This is a genomic window from Saccharopolyspora rosea, from assembly GCF_025643595.1.
GTDB classification, from domain to species: Bacteria; Actinomycetota; Actinomycetes; order Mycobacteriales; family Pseudonocardiaceae; genus Saccharopolyspora; species Saccharopolyspora rosea.
Genome location: NZ_CP102826.1, coordinates 1,403,182 through 1,423,896, shown reverse-complemented (window position 1 = coordinate 1,423,896; position 20,715 = coordinate 1,403,182). Strand labels below are relative to the sequence as shown.

The window sequence follows — 20,715 nt, the reverse complement described above, 5'->3', positions numbered from 1 at the left end:
GTGATCACGCGAGCGGCAGGAACCTCCGAGGAGTACGTTCCTCCGGCGGCGCGGCGGCGAACCGCACGAAGCGCTCCGCCACGGGCTGCCACGTCTCGGCGAGATCGTCGTGCACCTCGTCGAGCCGCTCAGGCTCCAGCGAGCCGGGACGCGCGGCGTCGGCGAGCTCCGGCCGCAACCGGCTCCACTCCAGCACGGTCTCCGTGGTCGTCTCGATGTGGAACTGCAACCCGTAAGCGCAGGAACCGACTCGGAACACCTGGTTCTCGGACTTCGGGGAGGACGCCAACAACTGCGCGGAAGGTGGCAAGACAGCGATCTCGTCGACGTGGAACTGCAGGACGTCGGGCGTCAACGGGACCGGCCCCAGCAACGGATCATCAGCCGCGACATCCCGCTTGGCGACGAGCCCCGGTCCCACCTCGGGGCCCTTCCGCGCGGCTCGCACCTGCCCCCCGGTCACCGCAGCGAGCAACTGCGCACCGAGGCAGATCGCCAGAACCGGCACTTCGGCGGTGACTGCCCGGCTCAACAACGACCGAACGTCCGCCAACCAGGGATGCTCCGAGTCGTCGAACGCACCCATCTCGCCACCGAGCACGACCACGCCCCGGTACGCCTCGACGTCGTCGGGCAACGACTGATCCGCGGGCAGGACGACATCGACGTCGGCTCCGGCCTCTCGCAGCCACTCTCCCAGACGCCCCGGCGGGTCGAACTTCGAAGGCTGAACGACCAGGATCGGCACACCACCCATACGCGCAGCCTACGTCCCAGCACCCCGACGCCACCAAGATCGAACCCGGAAAGATCCCACGGCCACCCGAACTCAGGACCATCCGGCGACCTGGGCGCATAAAAAAGTGGGTGGGGTGGGTGTGACCGCGTGGTCACACCCACCCCACCCATTCTCTGTTTAGTGTTGGCGGTGTCTTACTCTCCCACACCCTACCGAGTGCAGTACCATCAGCGCTGGGGAACTTAGCTACCGGGTTCGGAATGGGACCGGGCGTACCCTCCCCGCTCAAACCACCAACAACCCACACCCCCACCCACACACCGGGTGGGGAAAACCATGGTGACTATTCAACTATCAACAACAACCCCTGGGTTGTTGTCCCAGAATCGTATAGTGGGCACGTAGCGTCTTCGTGGACAAGTCCTCGGCCTATCAGCACCAGTCAGCTCCACACATTACTGCGCTTCCACATCTGGCCTGTCAACCCAGTCATCTACTGGGAGCCTTAACCCACAAAAAAGGGGTGGGAGACCTCATCTCGGAACAGGCTTCCCGCTTAGATGCTTTCAGCGGTTATCCCTCCCGAACATAGCCAACCAGCCACGCACCTGGCGGTACGACTGGCACACCAGAGGTTCGTCCGTCCCGGTCCTCTCGTACTAGGGACAGCCTTCCACAAGTCTCCTACGCGCGCGGCGGATAGGGACCGAACTGTCTCACGACGTTCTAAACCCAGCTCGCGTGCCGCTTTAATGGGCGAACAGCCCAACCCTTGGGACCAACTCCAGCCCCAGGATGCGACGAGCCGACATCGAGGTGCCAAACCATGCCGTCGATATGGACTCTTGGGCAAGATCAGCCTGTTATCCCCGGGGTACCTTTTATCCGTTGAGCGACACCGCTTCCACCAGCCAGTGCCGGATCACTAGTCCCTGCTTTCGCACCTGCTCGACCCGTCAGTCTCACAGTCAAGCTCCCTTATACACTTACACTCACCACCTGATTGCCAACCAGGCTGAGGGAACCTTTGGGCGCCTCCGTTACCCTTTAGGAGGCAACCGCCCCAGTTAAACTACCCACCAGGCACTGTCCCCAATCCGGATCACGGACCCAGGTTAGATGCCCAGAACGACCAGAGTGGTATTTCACCAACGACTCCACGACCACTAGCGTGACCGCTTCCCAGTCTCCCACCTATCCTACACAAGCCGAACCAAACACCAATACCAAGCTATAGTAAAGGTCCCGGGGTCTTTCCGTCCTGCCGCGCGAAACGAGCATCTTTACTCGTACTGCAATTTCACCGGGCCTGTGGTCGAGACAGCGGAGAAGTCGTTACGCCATTCGTGCAGGTCGGAACTTACCCGACAAGGAATTTCGCTACCTTAGGATGGTTATAGTTACCACCGCCGTTTACTGGCGCTTAAATTCTCCGCTACACCCCAAAAAAGGGGTTCACGGGTCCTCTTAACGTTCCAGCACCGGGCAGGCGTCAGTCCGTATACCTCGCCTTACAGCTTCGCACGGACCTGTGTTTTTAGTAAACAGTCGCTTCTCCCTGGCCTCTGCGACCACCACCAGCTCCCACCGCACGGGCGTTCACCAGCAGTGGCCCCCCTTCTCCCAAAGTTACGGGGGCAATTTGCCGAATTCCTTAACCACAGTTCACCCGACCGCCTCGGTATTCTCTACCTGACCACCTGTGTCGGTTTCGGGTACGGGCCGTGCACACACTCGCTAGAGGCTTTTCTCGGCAGCATGGGATCACTCACTTCACCACCACGGCTACGCATCACCCCTCACCCACAACGGCATGCGGATTTCCCTACACACCGGGCTACAGGCTTACACCAGTACAACCACTCACTGGCAGAGCTACCCTCCTGCGTCACCCCATCACTTGACTACTACCCCATCAGGTCCCATGCACCCACCAGAACAGTCCGAAAACCACTCCAGCAAGCGGATGGTTAGTCTCAAAGGATTCACCATGGACGCATGCACACGGGTACGGGAATATCAACCCGTTCTCCATCGACTACGCCTGTCGGCCTCGCCTTAGGCCCCGACTCACCCTGGGCGGACGAACCTTCCCCAGGAACCCTTGGTCATCCGGCGGCAGAGATTCTCACTCTGCACTCGCTACTCATGCCTGCATTCTCACTCCCACACACTCCACACCACGGTCACCCGGATGCTTCACCGCATGCAGGACGCTCCCCTACCCAACAAACCACACGGGCTCATTGACATGGCTTCGGCGGTACGCTTCAGCCCCGCTACATTGTCGGCGCAGGACCACTTGACCAGTGAGCTATTACGCACTCTTTCAAGGATGGCTGCTTCTAAGCCAACCTCCTGGTTGTCTCAGCAATCCCACATCCTTTCCCACTAAGCGCACACTTAGGGGCCTTAGCCGATGTTCTGGGCTGTTTCCCTCTCGACGACGAAGCTTCTCCCCCGCCGTCTCACTGCCACGCTCAACTCAGATGTATTCGAAGTTTGGCTGATCTCAGTAACCCGCGAAGGCCCATCAACCAACCAGCGCCCTACCCCACCCAAGCACCACGCGACGCTGCACCTAAATGCATTTCGGGGAGAACCAGCTATCACGGAGTTTGATTGGCCTTTCACCCCTACCCACAACTCATCCCCCAGGTTTTCAACCCTGGTGGGTTCGGGCCTCCACACGGTCTTACCCGCGCTTCACCCTGGCCATGGGTAGATCACCCCGCTTCGGGTCTGCACCACGCGACTCAACGCCCTCTTCAGACTCGCTTTCGCTCCGACTACCCCACACCGGGTTAACCTCGCCACGCAGCAGCAACTCGCAGGCTCATTCTTCAAAAGGCACGCCATCACCCAAAGGCTCTGACGGATTGCAGGCACACGGTTTCAGGAACTCTTTCACTCCCCTCCCGGGGTACTTTTCACCATTCCCTCACGGTACTATCCACTATCGGTCACCAGGAAGTATTTAGGCTTAGCGAGTGGTCCCGCCAGATTCACAACGCCCTCCACGGAAACGCTGCTACTCGGGACAACCACCACACCCAGCATGCAGGCTTTCACCTACGGGACTCTCACCCACTCCGGCCAGGCATCCCAACCTGTTCGACTAACCCACACACCCAAGCTGAGAGAGTGACAGCTCTCCCCAGTGGCATCCCACAACCCCGCACACGCAACCCCTGCCAGGTATCACACGCGCACGGTTTAGCCTCCTCCGCTTTCGCTCGCCACTACTCACGGAATCACCAGTGTTTTCTCTTCCTACGGGTACTAAGATGTTTCACTTCCCCGCGTTCCCCCCAACACCCTATACATTCAGATGCTGGTAACCCGACATCACTCGGGCTGGGTTACCCCATTCGGACACCCTCGGATCACAGCTCGGTTGACAACTCCCCGAGGATTATCGCAGCCTCCCACGTCCTTCATCGGCCCCTGGTGCCCAGGCATCCACCATGTGCCCTACATAACTTGGCCACAAAGATGCTCGCACCCACTATACAATTCTCAAACAACAACCCAAGACAACACACCCACACCACGCAGGCCTGTTCCCTCAGACACCCAACAGCGGACCATTTCACCCACCCCACCCAGGAGGCAGACAGACCAGTGTGTTCCACAAACCATCAAGCAACCCACAACACACGAACACACGCCGTGTCAGCTGCGGACACTCCAACCACCCCACCCACAACCACACAGGCCACAGGCACGATGGCGGGCAACGTTGCTCCTTAGAAAGGAGGTGATCCAGCCGCACCTTCCGGTACGGCTACCTTGTTACGACTTCGTCCCAATCGCCAGTCCCACCTTCGACCACTCCCCCCGGAAACCGGTTGGGCCATGGGCTTCGGGTGTTACCGACTTTCATGACGTGACGGGCGGTGTGTACAAGGCCCGGGAACGTATTCACCGCAGCACTGCTGATCTGCGATTACTAGCGACTCCGACTTCACGGGGTCGAGTTGCAGACCCCGATCCGAACTGAGACCGGCTTTAAGGGATTCGCTCCACCTCACGGTATCGCCACCCTCTGTACCAGCCATTGTAGCATGTGTGAAGCCCTGGACATAAGGGGCATGATGACTTGACGTCATCCCCACCTTCCTCCGAGTTGACCCCGGCAGTCCCCCACGAGTCCCCGACCGAATCGCTGGCAACATGGGGCAAGGGTTGCGCTCGTTGCGGGACTTAACCCAACATCTCACGACACGAGCTGACGACAGCCATGCACCACCTGTACACCAACCACAAGGGAAACTATGTCTCCATAGCAATCTGGTGCATGTCAAACCCAGGTAAGGTTCTTCGCGTTGCATCGAATTAATCCACATGCTCCGCCGCTTGTGCGGGCCCCCGTCAATTCCTTTGAGTTTTAGCCTTGCGGCCGTACTCCCCAGGCGGGGCGCTTAATGCGTTAGCTACGGCACGGACACCGTGGAACCAGTCCCCACACCTAGCGCCCAACGTTTACGGCGTGGACTACCAGGGTATCTAATCCTGTTCGCTCCCCACGCTTTCGCTCCTCAGCGTCAGTATCGGCCCAGAGACCCGCCTTCGCCACCGGTGTTCCTCCTGATATCTGCGCATTTCACCGCTACACCAGGAATTCCAGTCTCCCCTACCGAACTCAAGTCTGCCCGTATCGACCGCAAGCCCACAGTTAAGCTGCAGGTTTTCACGGCCGACGCGACAAACCGCCTACGAGCTCTTTACGCCCAATAAATCCGGACAACGCTCGCACCCTACGTATTACCGCGGCTGCTGGCACGTAGTTAGCCGGTGCTTCTTCTACACCTACCGTCACCCGAAGGCTTCGTCGATGTCGAAAGAGGTTTACAACCCGAAGGCCGTCATCCCCCACGCGGCGTTGCTGCGTCAGGCTTTCGCCCATTGCGCAAGATTCCCCACTGCTGCCTCCCGTAGGAGTCTGGGCCGTGTCTCAGTCCCAGTGTGGCCGGTCACCCTCTCAGGCCGGCTACCCGTCGTCGCCTTGGTAGGCCATCACCCCACCAACAAGCTGATAGGCCGCGGGCTCAACCTACACCGCCGGAACTTTCCACACACAGACCATGCGGCCATGCGTCCTATCCGGTATTAGACCCCGTTTCCAAGGCTTATCCCAGAGTGCAGGGCAGATTACCCACGTGTTACTCACCCGTTCGCCACTCATCCACCCACCGAAGCGGGCTTCAGCGTTCGACTTGCATGTGTTAAGCACGCCGCCAGCGTTCGTCCTGAGCCAGGATCAAACTCTCCAACAATGCATCGGAAACAATCCCAGCAAAAACACCCTCAACCCCACACACGAGGGAGAGTGCTCCTACTCAAAGAAACCCCACCACACACCACAATACACAACACCACAGTGCATGGCCAAGGGCACTAATCAAACACTAGCCATCAAAACAATCCGCTGTTGAGTTCTCAAAGAACACACCCACACCACAACCAACCCACCAGCAGGCCAGCCCTGGGGAGCAATTCTTCCGTCGTTCTTGTGTTTCCAACTCTAGCAGGCCCTCTTTTCGGCGTTTTCAGGGGGGGTCTCTCAGACCCTCGCTGACATTCCGTCCGACTTGAGGTCGCTGCTCCAGTTGTCAACAGGCGCCAGTAGGCTTCCGTCTACTTGGCGGCCGCTCCACGTTACCCGGTTCGCTTCGCGGTGTCAACTCCGCGCGCCCCGGGCCGGTGTGCGCTCCTGGAAGATCTTATCAGGACCTCTCGGGCGCTCCCGTCGGCCGTCCTGCCAGGCTCTTGCGTCCTGTTCCGTCCGGCCGCGCCGTGCGACGAAGAACAAGTTACGCACACGCTCCGTGAAAGTCAAATCGCCTGGTCAGCCTCTTGACAGCAGTGATCCGTCGGATCATGCGGTGCGGGCCTTGGGGCGCAGCCAGAGCTTGACGGTGCTCATCGCGCCCGCGGCGTTGATCGCTTCCAGCAGGTCAGAGGGGTTGACCGGGTGGTTGCGGCCGACCGGGACGAGTTCGTAGCCCCAGGTGCCGAACTCGCGGAGCGCGGCTGCCGGGTCATCGCCCAGCTGCGCGATGGCGGCCGGTGTGAAAGAGCACACGATCGAGGGAAGGTCGCGGCGGAGCAGGCGGACGAGGCCGCCGAGGATGCGGTGCACCCGTCCTCCCACGTCGACGTGGACGACCGAGAGCTTGAGGTCGCGCAGGCCCTGGTGGGTCTCCAGCTCCCGGTCCAGGCGGACGCCGCGGACAGCGGCCGCGGTGTCCTCGCCCACGACCGGGCCGACCGCCAGGCCGCCGGCTGGGGAAGGTTCGGAGAGCAGGCCGCACGAGCCGTCCCACGCCGCGCCCTCCACCACGACGAGGCGGTTGGCCAGCGCCGCCGGGACGTTGATCCCAACGTTGTGCGCGAGGAGTTCGCGGCTGCGCTCGCACGGTTCGACCGCGACGACCGCGCCGCCGCCGCCGAGGCGGTTGAGCACGCGGACGGTCTGGTAGCCGACGTAGGCGCCCACGTCGAGGAACACCCCGCCGGGTTCCAGCAGGGAGTCGATCAGGGCGGAGACGTCGGCGTCCCACGAGGCGTGCGAGGACAGCCAGGGCAGCATGTAGCCGTCGTCGGCGGGCAGCCTCAGCAGACCCGCGTCGCAGAGGACCTGGGCCGTGGTCCCGTCCCCGGCTCCCGTGTTGCGCTCGTGCTCGCGCAGCAGGATGCGTTGCAGCACGTCGGTGCGTTGCAGGGCGGTGTGGGCGTCGTTGGCGGTGGCGCGGAGGTCGGCCTCCCACTGCCGCCCACCGCTGTGGTGCTCCAGCGCCTGCACGCGGTCGACGATGCGCTCGACCGCGCCGGTGAGGGTGTCGAGGCGTTGCGCGAGCGTCGCCACGTCGTCGGTTCCGCCGCCCCCGTTCTCCTCCAGGCGCAGGAGCCTGCGGTGCTGGTCGGCGAGGTCGGCTCGGGCCCGGACCATTCCGTCGTCGGTGCCGAGGAGCTGGGCGCTGAGCTGTTCGTGGCGCTGCGTCAACTGGGCCAGATCGGTGCGGATGGCTTCGAGGTCTCCCCCGCCGTCCGCCTCGTACTGCCGGCGCAGGAGTTCGGCCGCGGTCTGCTCGACGCCTTCGACCACCGAGCGCATGACGTCCCGGATGTGGTCGTCGTAGTGGCTGAGCACCTTGAGCACCGCTTTGCGGAGCGCCGGGGCCATCGCGTTGCGGCCGCCGACGCCGACGTCGGGGGTCCGGTGCAGGGCGTGGCGGGCGACGAGCAGCGGGCGCAGCGGGTCGTCGAGGTGTCCGTGCTGGTCCTGGGCCCACTTCGTGCGCCAGTTGCGATAGGCGTGCTCGACGCGCTCGCGGAGGCGCTCCCCCGCGCGGGCGACCGTGCGCGTCGCGAGCAGGTGGTCCCGGGCCGCGGCTCCGAACTCGGCGGTGCTCGCCGGGTCGTCGGCCGCGGCGCGCAGCAGGGCGGCGGCGGCGTCGACGTCCGGCTCGCCCGCGCCCTGGCAGGGCACGAGCTTCGCGCCCTCGGCTCCGAGGACCTCCGCGACGGCGCCGTGGTCACCGGCGATCACGGGGATGCCGCGGGCCGTGACGTCGAGCAGGCGCAGCACGTGGCGGTCGCCTTCCGGCCCGCGGTGCAGCGACACCACGCAGTCGGACGCGGAGGCGAGGGCGTCCTCGTCGAGGTCGTGTTCGACGAGCAGGACGCGCGGGTCGGTCACCGTGGCCAGGCGCAGGCGCTCGGCGGCCTCCGGGTGCTCCGACGCGCCCGTCACACCGATCAGCAGCCGGACGTCCTCCCGGTCGGGGAACGCCGCGAAGAACGCGCTGACCAGGCCCAACGCGTTGGCGGCCCGCTCGTCCGAGTGGTCGGTGAAGGCGCCCACGACGAACTCCTCGGACAGCCCGAAGCGAGCTCGCGCGCCCTTGCGGGTCGGCAGGTCGACGCGATCGCGCTCGGGGGCCGGCAACAGCACCACGCGGGCCGTCGGACCGCCGTTGTGCCGGGCCGCCGCCCGACCGCTCTCGGAGAGCAACCAGGTCTCGGACACCCCGGTCGGCAGCTCGTCGGGGACGCCGGAGCGCACGTCGATCACGTACCGCCCGGCCGGCACCGCGGTGGCCGCGTCGCAGCGCAGCACCACCGGGTAGTAGGGCGTGTCCGCCGACGGGAGACCGGACGCCCGGACCGCCGTGCGCAGCAGTTCCGCGAGCCGACCACCGCCGAGGACCGCCACCCCCAGCTGGTCCACCAGCGACGCCTGGTGCTCGGCCCGCCGGTGCACCGCCCGCGCCGGGACGCGTCCGCTCGCCACGCCGACGCCGACGCACCACTCGTGGAACGGCTCGGCATCGGTGCCGAAGGGATCCGGGTAGTCCCGGCGCAGCACCGGGTCGTCCGCCCACACCGCCGCCGTCCAGCGGGAACCGCCCGCGGCGCGTTGCCGCTCGTCGGCCGGTGCGCAGGCCCACTCCAGGAAGTCGTCCACCCGGTCGCCGGGTTCGAACGGGCTCGGCGGCGGTTCGCCGTGGGCCAGCCAGGTCCGGAGGTAGTCGCGGCGCAGCGTCGCGGGCAGCGCGACGCCGTCGGGCAGGGTGTCGTACTGGTACGGCCGGGCGCCCGTGTACCCGGCGCCCACCAGCGCGTTGCGGTAGCCCGCGCAGAGCCCGGCCAGCACCGGGTGCTCCGAGAGCAGGACGCGGGGCCGGTCGGCGAACGAGGTGGACAGCAGCCAGGGGCGCTGCGGCTGGAAACCGTCGAAGTGCACGCTGCGCAGGACCGCGCCGTCGACCGTGTGCCGACCGTCGCGGCCGATCGCGAGCTCGCGCTGCGCGGCGTTCCAGATCGACAGGCCCACGCCGGGATCCCGGATGACGTGGTGGTCCACCACCGCCGGGACGCCGTCGAGCACCGGCGTCGCGGTCGCCGGGTCGGCGCGCAGCTGCTCCACCCAGGTCGCCAGCAGGTTCTCCGCGCCGGGGCGGACCGCGAAGGCGCTCGGGTCGAAGGTGCCGGACTCGGCGAGGTCCGCCGGGTTCGGTCGCAGCCCGTCGACCGCCAGCGGGCGCAGCACCCGGGGCACCAACGCGACCGGCCGCTCCGGAGCCAGGCCCGCGACCAGGTCGTCGAACCGGCCGAAGATCTGCACGGACGGCTCGAAGCACAGCACCGTGGCACCGGACGCCAGCAGGTGCTGGAGCAGCCTCGGCCGCAGGACGTTGCGCAACTGCTCCGCGGTGCACGCCATCGCCAGGCGGGCGAACTCCTCCTGCTCGACGCCGATGTCGGCGGGGACCAGGACGTCCTGCCGCCCGTCGGCCGGGCCGTCGAGCAGCAACAGCACGAACCGGGCCCCCGGGTGGTGGCGCAGGAAGGAATCCCTGAGCACCTGGGCCGCGGGGAACTGGTCCGCGTGGGCGAGGGTGCAGCCGATCACCGTGCCGATGCCCAGTTCCTCCGGGGTCTCGGCGGGCCACTCCGGCTCGAAGTCCTCCGACTGCTCCAGATCGGGGTGCGCCTGCGAATCAGTCACGGCCGCAACCTATCTCGCCGCGCGACCGGCGGGCACACCTGTCCCGATCACAGCCTCGGCATCAGCGTGCGCAGTTCATAGGGAGTGACGTGGCTTCGGTAGGCGTTCCACTCGTCGCGCTTGTTCCGCAGGAAGAAGTCGAAGACGTGCTCGCCGAGGGTCTCGGCGACCAGCTCGGACGACTCCATCTCGGCCAGCGCCTCGTTCAGGTTCTGCGGCAGGTTGGCGTAGCCGGCCGCCTTGCGCTCGCTCTCGGTCAGCGACCACACGTCGTCCTCGGTCGCGGGCGGCAGTTCGTAGCCCTTCTGCACGCCGCGCAGCCCGGCCGCGAGGATCACCGCGTACGCCAGGTACGGGTTGCAGGCGGAGTCCAGGTTGCGGACCTCGACCCGGCGCGACGACGCCTTGCCCGGGGAGTACATCGGGACGCGGACCAGCGCCGAGCGGTTCGCATGGCCCCAGCAGACCGCGGTGGGTGCCTCGCCGCCGACCACCAGCCGCTTGTAGGAGTTGACCCACTGGTTGGTGACCGCGCTGATCTCGCGGGCGTGCTGCAGGATGCCCGCCACGAACGCGCGGCCGGTGTCGGACAGCTCGTACGGGTTCTCCGGGTGGTAGAAGGCGTTCTGATCGCCCTCGAAGAGGCTGAAGTGGGTGTGCATGCCCGAACCGGCCTGGGCGCTGAACGGCTTGGGCATGAACGAGGCCCGCACCCCCTGGGTGATCGCGACCTCCTTGACCACGTACCGGAACGTCATCACGTTGTCGGCCATGGTCAGCGCGTCCGCGTAGCGCAGGTCGATCTCCTGCTGGCCGGGCGCGCCCTCGTGGTGGCTGAACTCCACCGAGATGCCCATCGCCTCCAGCGTCTCGATCGCGTTGCGCCGGAAGTGCGGGGCCGCGTTGTGGCTGGCCTGGTCGAAGTAGCCGCCGGAGTCGGCCGGAACCGGTTCGCTGCCGTCGTCGGGCAGGTTCTTGAGCAGGAAGAACTCGATCTCGGGGTGCACGTAGCAGGTGAATCCCGACTCGGTGGCCCTGGCCAGCGTCCGGCGCAGCACGTGGCGCGGGTCCGCCCAGCAGGGCGAGCCGTCGGGCATGTGGATGTCGCAGAACATCCGCGCCGAGTAGTGCTCGCCGTCGGCGGTCTCCCAGGGCAGCACCTGGAAGGTGGCCGGATCCGGCTTGGCGACCATGTCCGACTCGTAGACGCGGGCGAAGCCCTCGATCGACGAGCCGTCGAACCCGATGCCCTCGGCGAAGGCGCCTTCCAGCTCGGCGGGCGAGATCGCCACCGACTTCAGGATGCCGAGGACGTCGGTGAACCACAGCCGCACGAAGCGGATGTCACGTTCCTCCAGGGTGCGGAGCACGAACTCCTGCTGGCGGTTCATGCTGGCAGCCTAAGAGTTCGGGGGCCGAATCGCGTAACTGGTCCATGAGGGTGTGGAAAACGCCCTCCCGTCACCCGACCACCTCCCCCCACGGAGGCGCTGACGCGCCACACGACCCACCGTCACCCGACCACACTGGGGCGTCGGCGCGGTGGGGGCCTACTTGTTGGCCGTGCAGCGGGTGCCGGGCGGGGGCAGCGTCAGGTCGGTGAGGTACTTGGTGCCCGCCGCGTCGACGCAGGAATTGCCCTGCAGGAACGCGGTGTGCTGGGTGCCCTCGAAGGTCAGCAGCCTGCCGTGCAGCGCGTTCGCGAGGTCCACGCCCGCCTGGTACGGGGTGGCCGGGTCGTTGGTGGTGGAGATGACCAGGGACGGGGGCAGGTTGCCGACGTGCGGCTGGGTGGTCTCGCCCGTCACCGGCACCGGCCAGAAGGCGCACTTGTCGCGCGCCGCGCTGGCGCCGCGGCCGTTGTCCAGGAACGGCGCCACCTGGCGGTACTGCTGGTCGGATGCCTGGGCCTTCGCCGGGTCGTTCACGCGCTGGTCGTCGACGCAGTGCACGGCGTCGAAGGCGTCGAGGGTGTTGGCGTACCTGCCGTCGGACTCGCGCGAGTAGTAGCTGTCCGCCAGCCCCATGAGCGTGGTGCCCTTGCCCTGCTTGAGCTCGTTCAAGCCGGTGTTGAGCTGCTCCCACAGGCTCGGCGTGTACAGCGCCTGGGTCGCGGCCATGGTGACGTCGCTGTAGGAGACCTTGCGGTTGTCCGCAGCGGTGGCCGGGCGGTCGAGCAGCGGCCGGGTGATGGCCTGGAACGACTGGACCGCGCGTCCCGGGTCCTTGCCGAGGGAGCAGGTGCGCTGCTTGGCGCACCAGGCGGCGAAGTCGTTGAACGCCCGCTGGAACCCGGCTCCCTGGGCGATCAGCTGCTGCTGCGCGTTCTGGGAGGGGTCGATGGCGCCGTCGAGGATCATGGCGCGCACGTTGCCGGGGAACGCCTCGGCGTACTCCGACCCGATCCGCGTGCCGTAGGAGTAGCCGAGGTAGGTGAGCTTCTGGTCGCCGAGCGCGGACCGCAGCACGTCCATGTCCCGGACGACGTCGCGGGTGCCGACGTTGGCGAGCATCTTGATCCCGGTGCGCTGGGCGCACTTCGCGTCGTAGTCGCGCTCCTCCTGCTCGGTGCGGGCCACGCCGGCCGGGGAGGAGTCCGCGTTGACGTCCAGCCGGTCGGCGTCGCGCTCCTGGTCGGTCAGGCAGCGGATCTGCGGCTGCGAGGAGGCGATGCCGCGCGGGTCGAAGCCGACCAGGTCGAACCGGTTGCCCAGATCGGTGCCACCGACCGAGCTCGCCAGTCCGGCCGTCGAGCTCATGCCCGACGCGCCCGGGCCGCCCGGGTTCAGCACGAGCGACCCGATTCGCCGGGCCGGATCACCCGCGGGTTTGCGCAACACGCCCACCGTGATGGTCTGCCCCTGCGGGTCGGAGTAATCCATCGGCACCTGCAGCCGAGCGCACTCCAAGCCCGGATCGCGGTAGGCGGTCCGGTCGCTGTCGTTGGTCGCGTACTGCTCGCACGGACCCCAGGACAGGGACTGGCCGTAGAACTTCTCCAGTCCGGGCGGCACGGGTCCCACCGGACCCTTCTGTTCGGTGTGCGGCTGCAGCTCGGCGGGCTGCGTCATCGGACTGCATCCGACCGCCCCGCCCAGCAGGACGAGCACCCCGAGCACGGTCAGTAGGCGTGTCATCGTCGCATCGTGACACGGAAAAGGCGCTGACCTCACATCGGGCAGGACCGCACATCGGGCGGGGCGACGCGGGATGGTCAGGTGCGCGAAGATGGACGCATGCCCCAGCTGCGCATCGCTCTCGCACAGGTCAACGCATGCGTCGGCGACCTCGCCGGCAACAGCTCGATGATCCTCGACTGGACCCGCAAGGCCGTCGCCGAAGGCGCTCACCTGGTGGCCTTCCCCGAAATGGTGTTGCCCGGGTACCCGGTCGAGGACCTGGTGCTGCGGAAGTCGTTCGCGGCGGCGAACCACGCCGAACTGGAGTCGCTGGCCCGCCGCCTGCAGGAGCACGGCTGCGGGGACGCCCTCGTGGTCGTCGGCCACCTGGGTCGCGACGACGAGGGGCCGCGCAACTCGGCCTCGCTGCTGCACGGCGGCGAGATCGTCGCCACGTACCACAAGCACCACCTGCCGAACTACGGCGTGTTCGACGAGGCCCGCAACTTCGCGCCCGGGTTCGAACTGCCCATCGTGCGGCTGCACGGGTTGGACGTGGGCGTGGTCATCTGCGAGGACATCTGGCAGAACGGCGGGCCGGTCGCCGCGCTGGGCGAGGTCGGTGTGGACCTCGTGGTGAGCATCAACGCCTCGCCGTACGAGCAGGCCAAGGACGACGCGCGGGCGCCGCTGGTGGCCCGGCGGGCCGCCGAGGCGGGGGCGCCGATGGCCTACGTGAACCTGGTCGGCGGCCAGGACGAGCTGGTCTTCGACGGCGGGTCCATGGTCACCGCGCCGGACGGCGAGATCCTGACCCGCGCCCCGCAGTTCACCGAGCACCTGACGGTGCTGGACGTGGACCTGACCGCGGGCGGCCACACCTCGACCACGGTGCCCGCCGAGCCCGGCCCGATGCGCATGCCCGCGTTCGACGTGCGCCGCCTCGTGCTCCAGCCCGACCCCGTCCCGGCGTACGAACCGCAGCCCGCGCCGCCGGTCGCCGAGCCGCTCGACGACCTCGCGGAGGTGTGGTCGGCCCTGGTCACCGGGCTGCGCGACTACGTGCGCAAGAACGGTTTCCGGGCGGTGACGTTCGGCTTCTCCGGCGGCATCGACTCGGCGGTGTGCGCGGCGCTGGCGGTCGACGCCCTCGGCGCGGACTCGGTGTACGGCGTGTCGCTGCCGTCGCACTACTCCTCGGAGCACTCCCGGTCCGACGCCGCCGACCTGGCCGAGCGCCTCGGGTGCCACTTCGAGGTGCAGCCGATCGCCGACATGGTCGAGGTGTTCGTGCGGCAGCTGGGGCTGACCGGGCTGGCCGAGGAGAACGTGCAGGCCCGCTGCCGGGGCGTGACGCTGATGGGGCTGTCCAACCAGCGCGGCCACCTGGTGCTGGCCACCGGCAACAAGACCGAGCTGGCGGTCGGCTACTCCACCATCTACGGCGACGCGGTCGGCGGGTTCGCGCCGATCAAGGACGTGCCGAAGACGCTGGTGTGGCAGCTGGCGCGGTGGCGCAACGCCGAGGCCGAGAAGCGCGGCGAGACGCCGCCGATCCCGGAGAACTCGATCAGCAAGCCACCGTCGGCCGAGCTGCGGCCCGGCCAGGTCGACACCGACTCGCTGCCCGACTACGACGTCCTCGACGTGGTGCTCGACGGGTACGTGGAGGGCGACCGCGGGTACGCCGAGCTGATCGCCGACGGCTTCGACGCCGAGCTGGTCGAGCGGGTGTTGCAGATGGTCGACCGGGCGGAGTTCAAGCGCCGCCAGTACCCGCCGGGGACGAAGATCTCGCTCAAGGCGTTCGGCCGGGACCGGCGGCTGCCGCTGACCAACCGGTGGCGCGAGGTCCGGCCGTAGCAGCCGATCGCTGAGGAGGCGCGCTCATGTGGGTCGTCCACGGCGCCTGCGCCGGGGACGGTCGGTTGCTGGTGTGGGCGGAGGACTCCGAGCTGCCCGCGAAGGTGCCCGGACGCGCTCCCCGCGGCCCGGTGGCGCACCCGTTCGCGGTGCCCGGCGAGGCGTTGCGGGAGGCGCTGCCCACCGATCGGTCCAAAGTGGACAACTTCGCGCTGTGGCTGCCCTCGCACGCGTCGGCCCCGGTGCCCTCGCCCGAACTGGTGCGGGACCCGCTCACCGCCGGTCCCGCGCCGCGCGGCCGGATCCGGTTGCGGTCGTGGCTGGTCCCCGCGGTGGAGATCGCCGCCGCGGCGGTGCCGGAGGTGCTGACCGGGATCGGTGACGCGCTGCCGGGCTGCCGGCTCGGGGCATCCGCGCGGTTCCTGCACGAGGTCGGGCGGTTCGCCGACGACGTGGTCTCGCGCGGACGGGTGCTGCCCGCGTTGGAGACCGGCGGCGACCGCCCGGAGGCCCGTTGGCGGCCGTGGTTGACCGGCACCGACTCGGCGCGGCTCGTCGGGCTGCGCGAGGCGATGCCGCCGTCGTTCCGGTGCGTCGACGCCGCCCCGCCCGCCCAGGCGCTGCGGACCGCGGTGCACGCGCTGGTCGACGGGATCGCGCGGGTCCGGGCGGAGATCGACGTGCCGCGCGGGCGCGACGCCACCGCGGCGTGGCTGCGGGCGCTGACCGGCGAACCGCGCTTCGACGCCGACCCCGACGAAGTCGACCGGCTCGCCCGGGAACTCGACGACTGGCGTTCCGGCACCGGCGAGAAGCCGGTGCGGACGTGCCTGCGCCTGCACCCGCCGGACGACGACGAACCGTGGCGGCTGGAGTTCCTGCTGCAACCGGTGGACGACCCCAGCGTCCTGGTGCCCGCGCGGGAGGTGTGGCAGGACGGCGACAGCGTGCTGCACCGCTGGGTCGACGACCCGCAGGAGGCGCTGCTGTCCGACCTCGGCCGGGCGGGTGCGCTGCTGCCCGAGCTCGACGCGGCGCTGCGCGTGGCGCACCCGATGGAGCTGGAGCTGGACACCGAGGGCGCGCACGAGTTCCTCACCAGCGCTCCGGCGCTGGACCAGGCGGGGTTCGGGGTGCTGCTGCCCTCCTGGTGGGGCCGCACCGAACGGCTGGGGCTGAAGCTGACCGCCAGCAGTGCGAGCACGCCCGGCGTGGTGACCAAGGAGTCCGCGATCGGCCTCGACGCGATCGTCGACTACCGCTGGGACCTCGCGCTCGGCGACGCCGAACTCAGCGAGCAGGAACTGGACGAACTCGCCGCCGCCAAGGTGCCGCTCGTGCGGTTGCGCGGGCGGTGGGTGCAGGTGGACCGCAAGCGGCTCGCCGCGGGCCTGCGGTTCCTGGAGGACTCCCGCACCGGGCGGATGACCGCGGGCGAGGCGCTGCTGCACGCCGGGGTGGGCGGCGACGGCGCGCCGCTGCCGGTGACGGCGGTGACCGGCAGCGGCTGGCTCGGCGACCTGCTGTCCGGCCAGGTCGAGCAGCGCCTCGAACCGGTCGACCCGCCACCGGACTTCGCCGCGACGCTGCGGCCCTACCAGCGCCGCGGCCTGGCGTGGCTGGCGTTCCTGGACCGGCTGGGGCTGGGCGCCTGCCTGGCCGACGACATGGGCCTGGGCAAGACCGTGCAGCTGCTCGCGCTGGAAGCGCTGTCCCGGGCGGGCGGTTCGCGGGGGCCGACGCTGCTGGTCTGCCCGATGTCGGTGGTCGGCAACTGGCAGCGCGAGGCCGCCCGGTTCGCGCCGTCGCTGTCGGTGCACGTGCACCACGGCGCCGACCGGCTCGGCGGGGACGAACTCGCCGAGCGGGCCGCCGCGCACGACCTGGTCGTCACGACGTACCCGCTGGCCGCGCGCGACGCGACCGCGCTGAGCGGGATCCGGTGGGAGCGCGTGGTCCTCGACGAGGCGCAGAACATCAAGAACAGCGCCTCCCGGCAGTCCAAGGCGGTGCGCGGGCTGGACGCGCGGCAGCGCATCGCGCTCACCGGCACGCCGGTGGAGAACCGGCTGGCCGAGCTGTGGTCCGTCATGGACTTCACCAACCCGGGCGTGCTCGGCTCGCTGAGCACGTTCCGGGCCCGCTTCGCGGTTCCGGTGGAACGCGACGGGGACACCGACGCCGCCGACCGGCTGCGGCGCATCACCGGGCCGTTCGTGCTGCGCCGCGTCAAGACCGATCCGGCGATCATCCGCGACCTCCCCGAGAAGGTCGAGATGAAGCAGCTGTGCAACCTGACCGCCGAGCAGGCGTCGCTGTACCAGGCGGTGGTCGACGACATGCTCGCCCGCATCGCCGAGAGCGAGGGCATGGAACGGCGCGGGCTCGTGCTCGCGACGATGTCGAAGCTCAAGCAGGTCTGCAACCACCCGGCGCAGCTGCTCGGCGACGGGTCACCGCTGCCCGGCCGGTCCGGCAAGCTCGCGCGACTGGAGGAGATCCTCGAATCCGTGCTCGCCGACGGCGACAAGGCGCTGGTGTTCACGCAGTTCGCCGAGTTCGGCGGGATGTTGGTGCCGCACCTGTCCGGCCGGCTGGACACCGAAGTGCTGTTCCTGCACGGTGGAACGCCGAAGAAGGTGCGCGACCGGATGGTCGAGCGGTTCCAGTCCGAGGACGGGCCGTCGGTGTTCCTGCTGTCGTTGAAGGCGGGCGGCACCGGGCTGACGCTCACCGCCGCCAACCACGTCATCCACCTGGACCGCTGGTGGAACCCGGCGGTCGAGGACCAGGCCACCGACCGGGCGTTCCGCATCGGCCAGCGCCGCGACGTGCAGGTCCGCAAGCTCACCTGCATCGGCACGCTGGAGGAGCGCATCGACCGGGTCATCGAGGAGAAGAAGGCGCTGGCGCGGCTCGTCGTCGGCGCCGGGGAGAACTGGTTGACCGAGCTGTCCACCGGTCAGCTGCGGGAGCTGGTGGCGCTGTCCGGGGAGGCCGTCGGTGAGTGAGTGGCGCGGATTTCCCCCGCCGTCGCGGCCCATCCGGGTCGAAGGCGGCATCCGGGCGCGCAGCCGTCGCGGGCGGATCGCGCAGACCTGGTGGTCGCAGCGGTTCATCGAGGTGCTGGAGTCGTTCGGGATGGGCGGGCGCCTGCAACGCGGCAAGAACTACGCCCGCGCGGGCCAGGTGCTGAACCTCACCGTGTCCACGAGCGTCGTCGTCGGCGTGGTGCAGGGTTCGCGCCCCGAGCCGTACCGGGTGCGGATCGGCATCAAGGCGTTCAGCGCGCAGGAGTGGGACCGCATCGAGCGGGAACTGGCCGGGCAGGCGTTGTTCGCGGCGAAGCTGCTGGCCGGGGAGATGCCCGCGGACGTCGAGGAGGTCTTCGACCGGCTCGGGCTGCGGCTGTTCCCCGCCACCATGCGCCAGTTGACCATGGACTGCTCCTGCCCGGACTGGGAAATCCCGTGCAAGCACTTGGCCGCCGCGTGCTACCTGCTGGCCGAGTCGTTCGACGAGGACCCGTTCCAGATCCTCGCGTGGCGCGGCCGCGGCCGCGAGGAACTGCTCGACCACCTGCGGAAGCTGCGCGGCACGGTCGCGGCCGGGACGTCGACGTCCGCCGAGGATGCCGCGCCGCTGGCCGAACACCTCGACGCCTTCTGGACGACGCCGGAGGCCGCGAGCACCGCTCCCCCACCACCGGACGGCGACGGGCCCGACGACGCGGCGCCGGAGGCGGTGCTCGACGAGCTGGACCCGCTGCGGGTCGGCGGGCGGGACGTCACCGACCTGCTCCGCCCGGCCTACCGGGCGATGGGCCGCTGAGGCTCACCGCGGTTACGCCCCGATCCGGGCTCATCACCGCGCTGTGCGCCTCGGCCTGGGTGGCGAGTGCGCGCACGCCCGCGAAGTTGACCGGGCTGTCCTCGACGTGCGTCGCGATGAGATCTTCGCCGCCCCAGATGAGGTAGAGGTTGCGCGCGTAGTAGCTGGGGCGGCCACGCGCGTTCCACGCGCCGAATTCCGCCGTGTAGAGGCCGAACTCGCAACGCAGGCGGGCGAGTTCGGACACCGCCCACGGTTCCAGCTCGGCGCGCAGTCTTTCCGGGTCGGTCCCGTCCGGGTCGACCTGCTTCCTGGCCAGCTCCCACTCGCCGTCCTGGTCCGGGTGGACCGACTCCAGCACGTACCCGAAACGCAGCACCAGGATCACTCCCTTCGTCGGTGGATAGACTTCCCGCCTCACCGTGACTTCCGGTGTTCACGATCACACACAGCGTGATGTGTCATAGGTGAAGCACATAGGTGCCGACAGGGTGAACGTCGTCATCCGCGTGGGGAAGGACCAAGCCAGTGCCGCAATCCCGGGCCACCATCGAGCGTCGACAACTCGGCGCCGAGCTGCGACGACTTCGTGAAGCCGCAGGCAAGAGCCAAAAAGACGCAGCCGCGGTCATCGAGTGCGACACCAGCCTGATCAGCAGGTTGGAGCGTGGACAACGCTCCCTGAAGGTGCTGGAGCTGAGCGCGCTGCTCGATTTCTACGGAGTCGATGGAGAATCCAGGCGCCGAGTCATCGAAATCGCCCAGCTGGCCCGACAACGACAGCCGCGTCGGACGTACGCGGACAGTCTTCCCGGCGCGTTCCACAGACTGCTCGACCACGAACAGGACGCTGCCGAACTGCTCTTCGCGGAGAACGAGCTGATCCCAGGACTGCTCCAGACCGAGGAGTACATCCGGGCGTTGATGCGCATCGGCCGGGCCGCGATCTTCGACTCGCCGCCGCATGACATCGAGGATCGCGTCCGGTTCCGCCTGCAACGGCAGGAACTTCTGAGCCGCCCATCGCCCGCGGAGATGTGGTTCGTGATCGGCGAAGCCGCGTTGCGCCGTCCGCTGGGTTCGAAGTCGGTGCTGCGCAGGCAACTCCACCACCTGCAGGATCTGATCGAGCAGCACCCGCATCTCACGGTCCAGGTTGTTCCACTGTCGACTGTGGACCATCCGTTGCTCGGCGGATCGATCGAGATACTCCGATTTGACGGTCGTGCCCCGGACATCGTCTATCAGCCGACTTTCACGGGTGGTGGCGTCTACATCTCCGAGGAACCGGACATCTCCACATGCACGCGGGCTTTCGATAGGTTGCGAGCCGTGGCGCTCGGGCCGGAGGAATCCCGGCTCTTCGTCGCCAAGTGCGCGAAGGAGCTCGCTGATGGACCGTGAGGTCGAGCAGGACGGTTGGTTCAAGAGCAGCTACAGCGGGGCACACAACCCGAGCTGCCTGGAAGCCCGATTACGGGCCGATGGGATCGAGGTGCGGGACTCGAAGGATCCCGACGGTGCCGTGTTGCGGTTCGGATTCGCGGCGTGGGGGCGGTTCCTGCGACGCGTCGCCGGGTGATGCCGGGAGGGAGGCGTCCCCCACGCGCCTCCCTCCCGGGCTTTCGCGCTCCCGTTCCGTTGGA

At 68.0% G+C, this 20,715-nt stretch carries 10 protein-coding genes and 3 rRNA genes; 5 read left to right on the top strand and 8 right to left on the bottom strand.

Going from position 1 to position 20,715, the window contains the following annotated elements:
* Window positions 1-4: 4 nt before the first annotated feature.
* From NV263_RS07010 to NV263_RS06980, 7 genes are all read right to left on the bottom strand, one after another.
* Entirely contained in the window at window positions 5-757 is a 753-nt protein-coding gene (locus NV263_RS07010) for a type 1 glutamine amidotransferase (RefSeq protein WP_263251743.1), read from the bottom strand.
* Between the two features lie 163 nt (window positions 758-920).
* Window positions 921-1,037 (bottom strand): 5S ribosomal RNA (gene rrf / locus NV263_RS07005).
* A 114-nt stretch (window positions 1,038-1,151) separates the two neighbouring features.
* Window positions 1,152-4,228, bottom strand: a 23S ribosomal RNA gene (locus tag NV263_RS07000).
* Window positions 4,229-4,492: 264 nt separating this feature from the next.
* Window positions 4,493-6,018 (bottom strand): 16S ribosomal RNA (locus NV263_RS06995).
* The 16S, 23S and 5S rRNA genes sit together here, the layout of an rRNA operon.
* A gap of 602 nt (window positions 6,019-6,620) precedes the next feature.
* Window positions 6,621-10,256 carry an FkbM family methyltransferase gene (locus NV263_RS06990; protein ID WP_263251742.1) on the bottom strand — a complete coding sequence of 1,212 codons (3,636 nt, stop codon included), beginning with the start codon at window positions 10,254-10,256 and terminating at the stop codon, window positions 6,621-6,623.
* Between the two features lie 47 nt (window positions 10,257-10,303).
* Window positions 10,304-11,647, bottom strand: a complete 1,344-nt coding sequence (glnA, locus tag NV263_RS06985; RefSeq protein ID WP_263251741.1) for a type I glutamate--ammonia ligase — start codon at window positions 11,645-11,647, stop codon at window positions 10,304-10,306.
* A gap of 159 nt (window positions 11,648-11,806) precedes the next feature.
* Window positions 11,807-13,393 carry an alpha/beta hydrolase gene (locus NV263_RS06980; RefSeq protein ID WP_263251740.1) on the bottom strand — a complete coding sequence of 529 codons (1,587 nt, stop codon included), beginning with the start codon at window positions 13,391-13,393 and terminating at the stop codon, window positions 11,807-11,809.
* Between the two features lie 99 nt (window positions 13,394-13,492).
* Between NV263_RS06980 and NV263_RS06975 the strand changes: the two genes are divergently transcribed.
* The 3 genes from NV263_RS06975 to NV263_RS06965 are packed head-to-tail and all read left to right on the top strand — an operon-like array spanning window position 13,493 to window position 19,069.
* Window positions 13,493-15,238: an NAD+ synthase gene (locus tag NV263_RS06975; protein ID WP_263251739.1), complete on the top strand. Its 1,746-nt coding sequence runs from the start codon at window positions 13,493-13,495 to the stop codon at window positions 15,236-15,238.
* Window positions 15,239-15,264: 26 nt separating this feature from the next.
* Entirely contained in the window at window positions 15,265-18,249 is a 2,985-nt protein-coding gene (locus tag NV263_RS06970) for a DEAD/DEAH box helicase (RefSeq protein WP_263251738.1), read from the top strand.
* Window positions 18,242-19,069: an SWIM zinc finger family protein gene (locus NV263_RS06965; RefSeq protein WP_263251737.1), complete on the top strand. Its 828-nt coding sequence runs from the start codon at window positions 18,242-18,244 to the stop codon at window positions 19,067-19,069. Before NV263_RS06970 ends, NV263_RS06965 begins: the two co-directional genes overlap by 8 nt.
* Here NV263_RS06965 and NV263_RS06960 read toward each other — a convergent pair.
* Window positions 19,026-19,448, bottom strand: a complete 423-nt coding sequence (locus NV263_RS06960) for a hypothetical protein (protein ID WP_263251736.1) — start codon at window positions 19,446-19,448, stop codon at window positions 19,026-19,028. The two genes, NV263_RS06965 and NV263_RS06960, sit on opposite strands and share 44 nt — an antisense overlap.
* Window positions 19,449-19,597: 149 nt before the next feature.
* Here NV263_RS06960 and NV263_RS06955 point away from each other — a divergent pair, with 149 nt between their 5' ends.
* Complete coding sequence (locus NV263_RS06955) at window positions 19,598-20,473, top strand: helix-turn-helix domain-containing protein (protein WP_263251735.1); 876 nt, start codon at window positions 19,598-19,600, stop codon at window positions 20,471-20,473.
* Window positions 20,463-20,651, top strand: coding sequence for a DUF397 domain-containing protein (locus NV263_RS06950; protein ID WP_263251734.1), 189 nt, complete (start codon window positions 20,463-20,465; stop codon window positions 20,649-20,651). The genes NV263_RS06955 and NV263_RS06950 overlap by 11 nt, the downstream gene beginning before the upstream one ends.
* Window positions 20,652-20,715: the final 64 nt, after the last annotated feature.

What these genes read in the sequence shown, in the direction of transcription:
- NV263_RS07010 (WP_263251743.1), bottom strand. Translation starts at nt 757, where the DNA reads ATGGGTGGTGTGCCGATCCTGGTCGTTCAGCCTTCGAAGTTCGACCCG.
- glnA (WP_263251741.1), bottom strand. Translation starts at nt 11,647, where the DNA reads ATGAACCGCCAGCAGGAGTTCGTGCTCCGCACCCTGGAGGAACGTGAC.
- NV263_RS06980 (WP_263251740.1), bottom strand. Translation starts at nt 13,393, where the DNA reads ATGACACGCCTACTGACCGTGCTCGGGGTGCTCGTCCTGCTGGGCGGG.
- NV263_RS06975 (WP_263251739.1), top strand. Translation starts at nt 13,493, where the DNA reads ATGCCCCAGCTGCGCATCGCTCTCGCACAGGTCAACGCATGCGTCGGC.
- NV263_RS06970 (WP_263251738.1), top strand. Translation starts at nt 15,265, where the DNA reads ATGTGGGTCGTCCACGGCGCCTGCGCCGGGGACGGTCGGTTGCTGGTG.
- NV263_RS06950 (WP_263251734.1), top strand. Translation starts at nt 20,463, where the DNA reads ATGGACCGTGAGGTCGAGCAGGACGGTTGGTTCAAGAGCAGCTACAGC.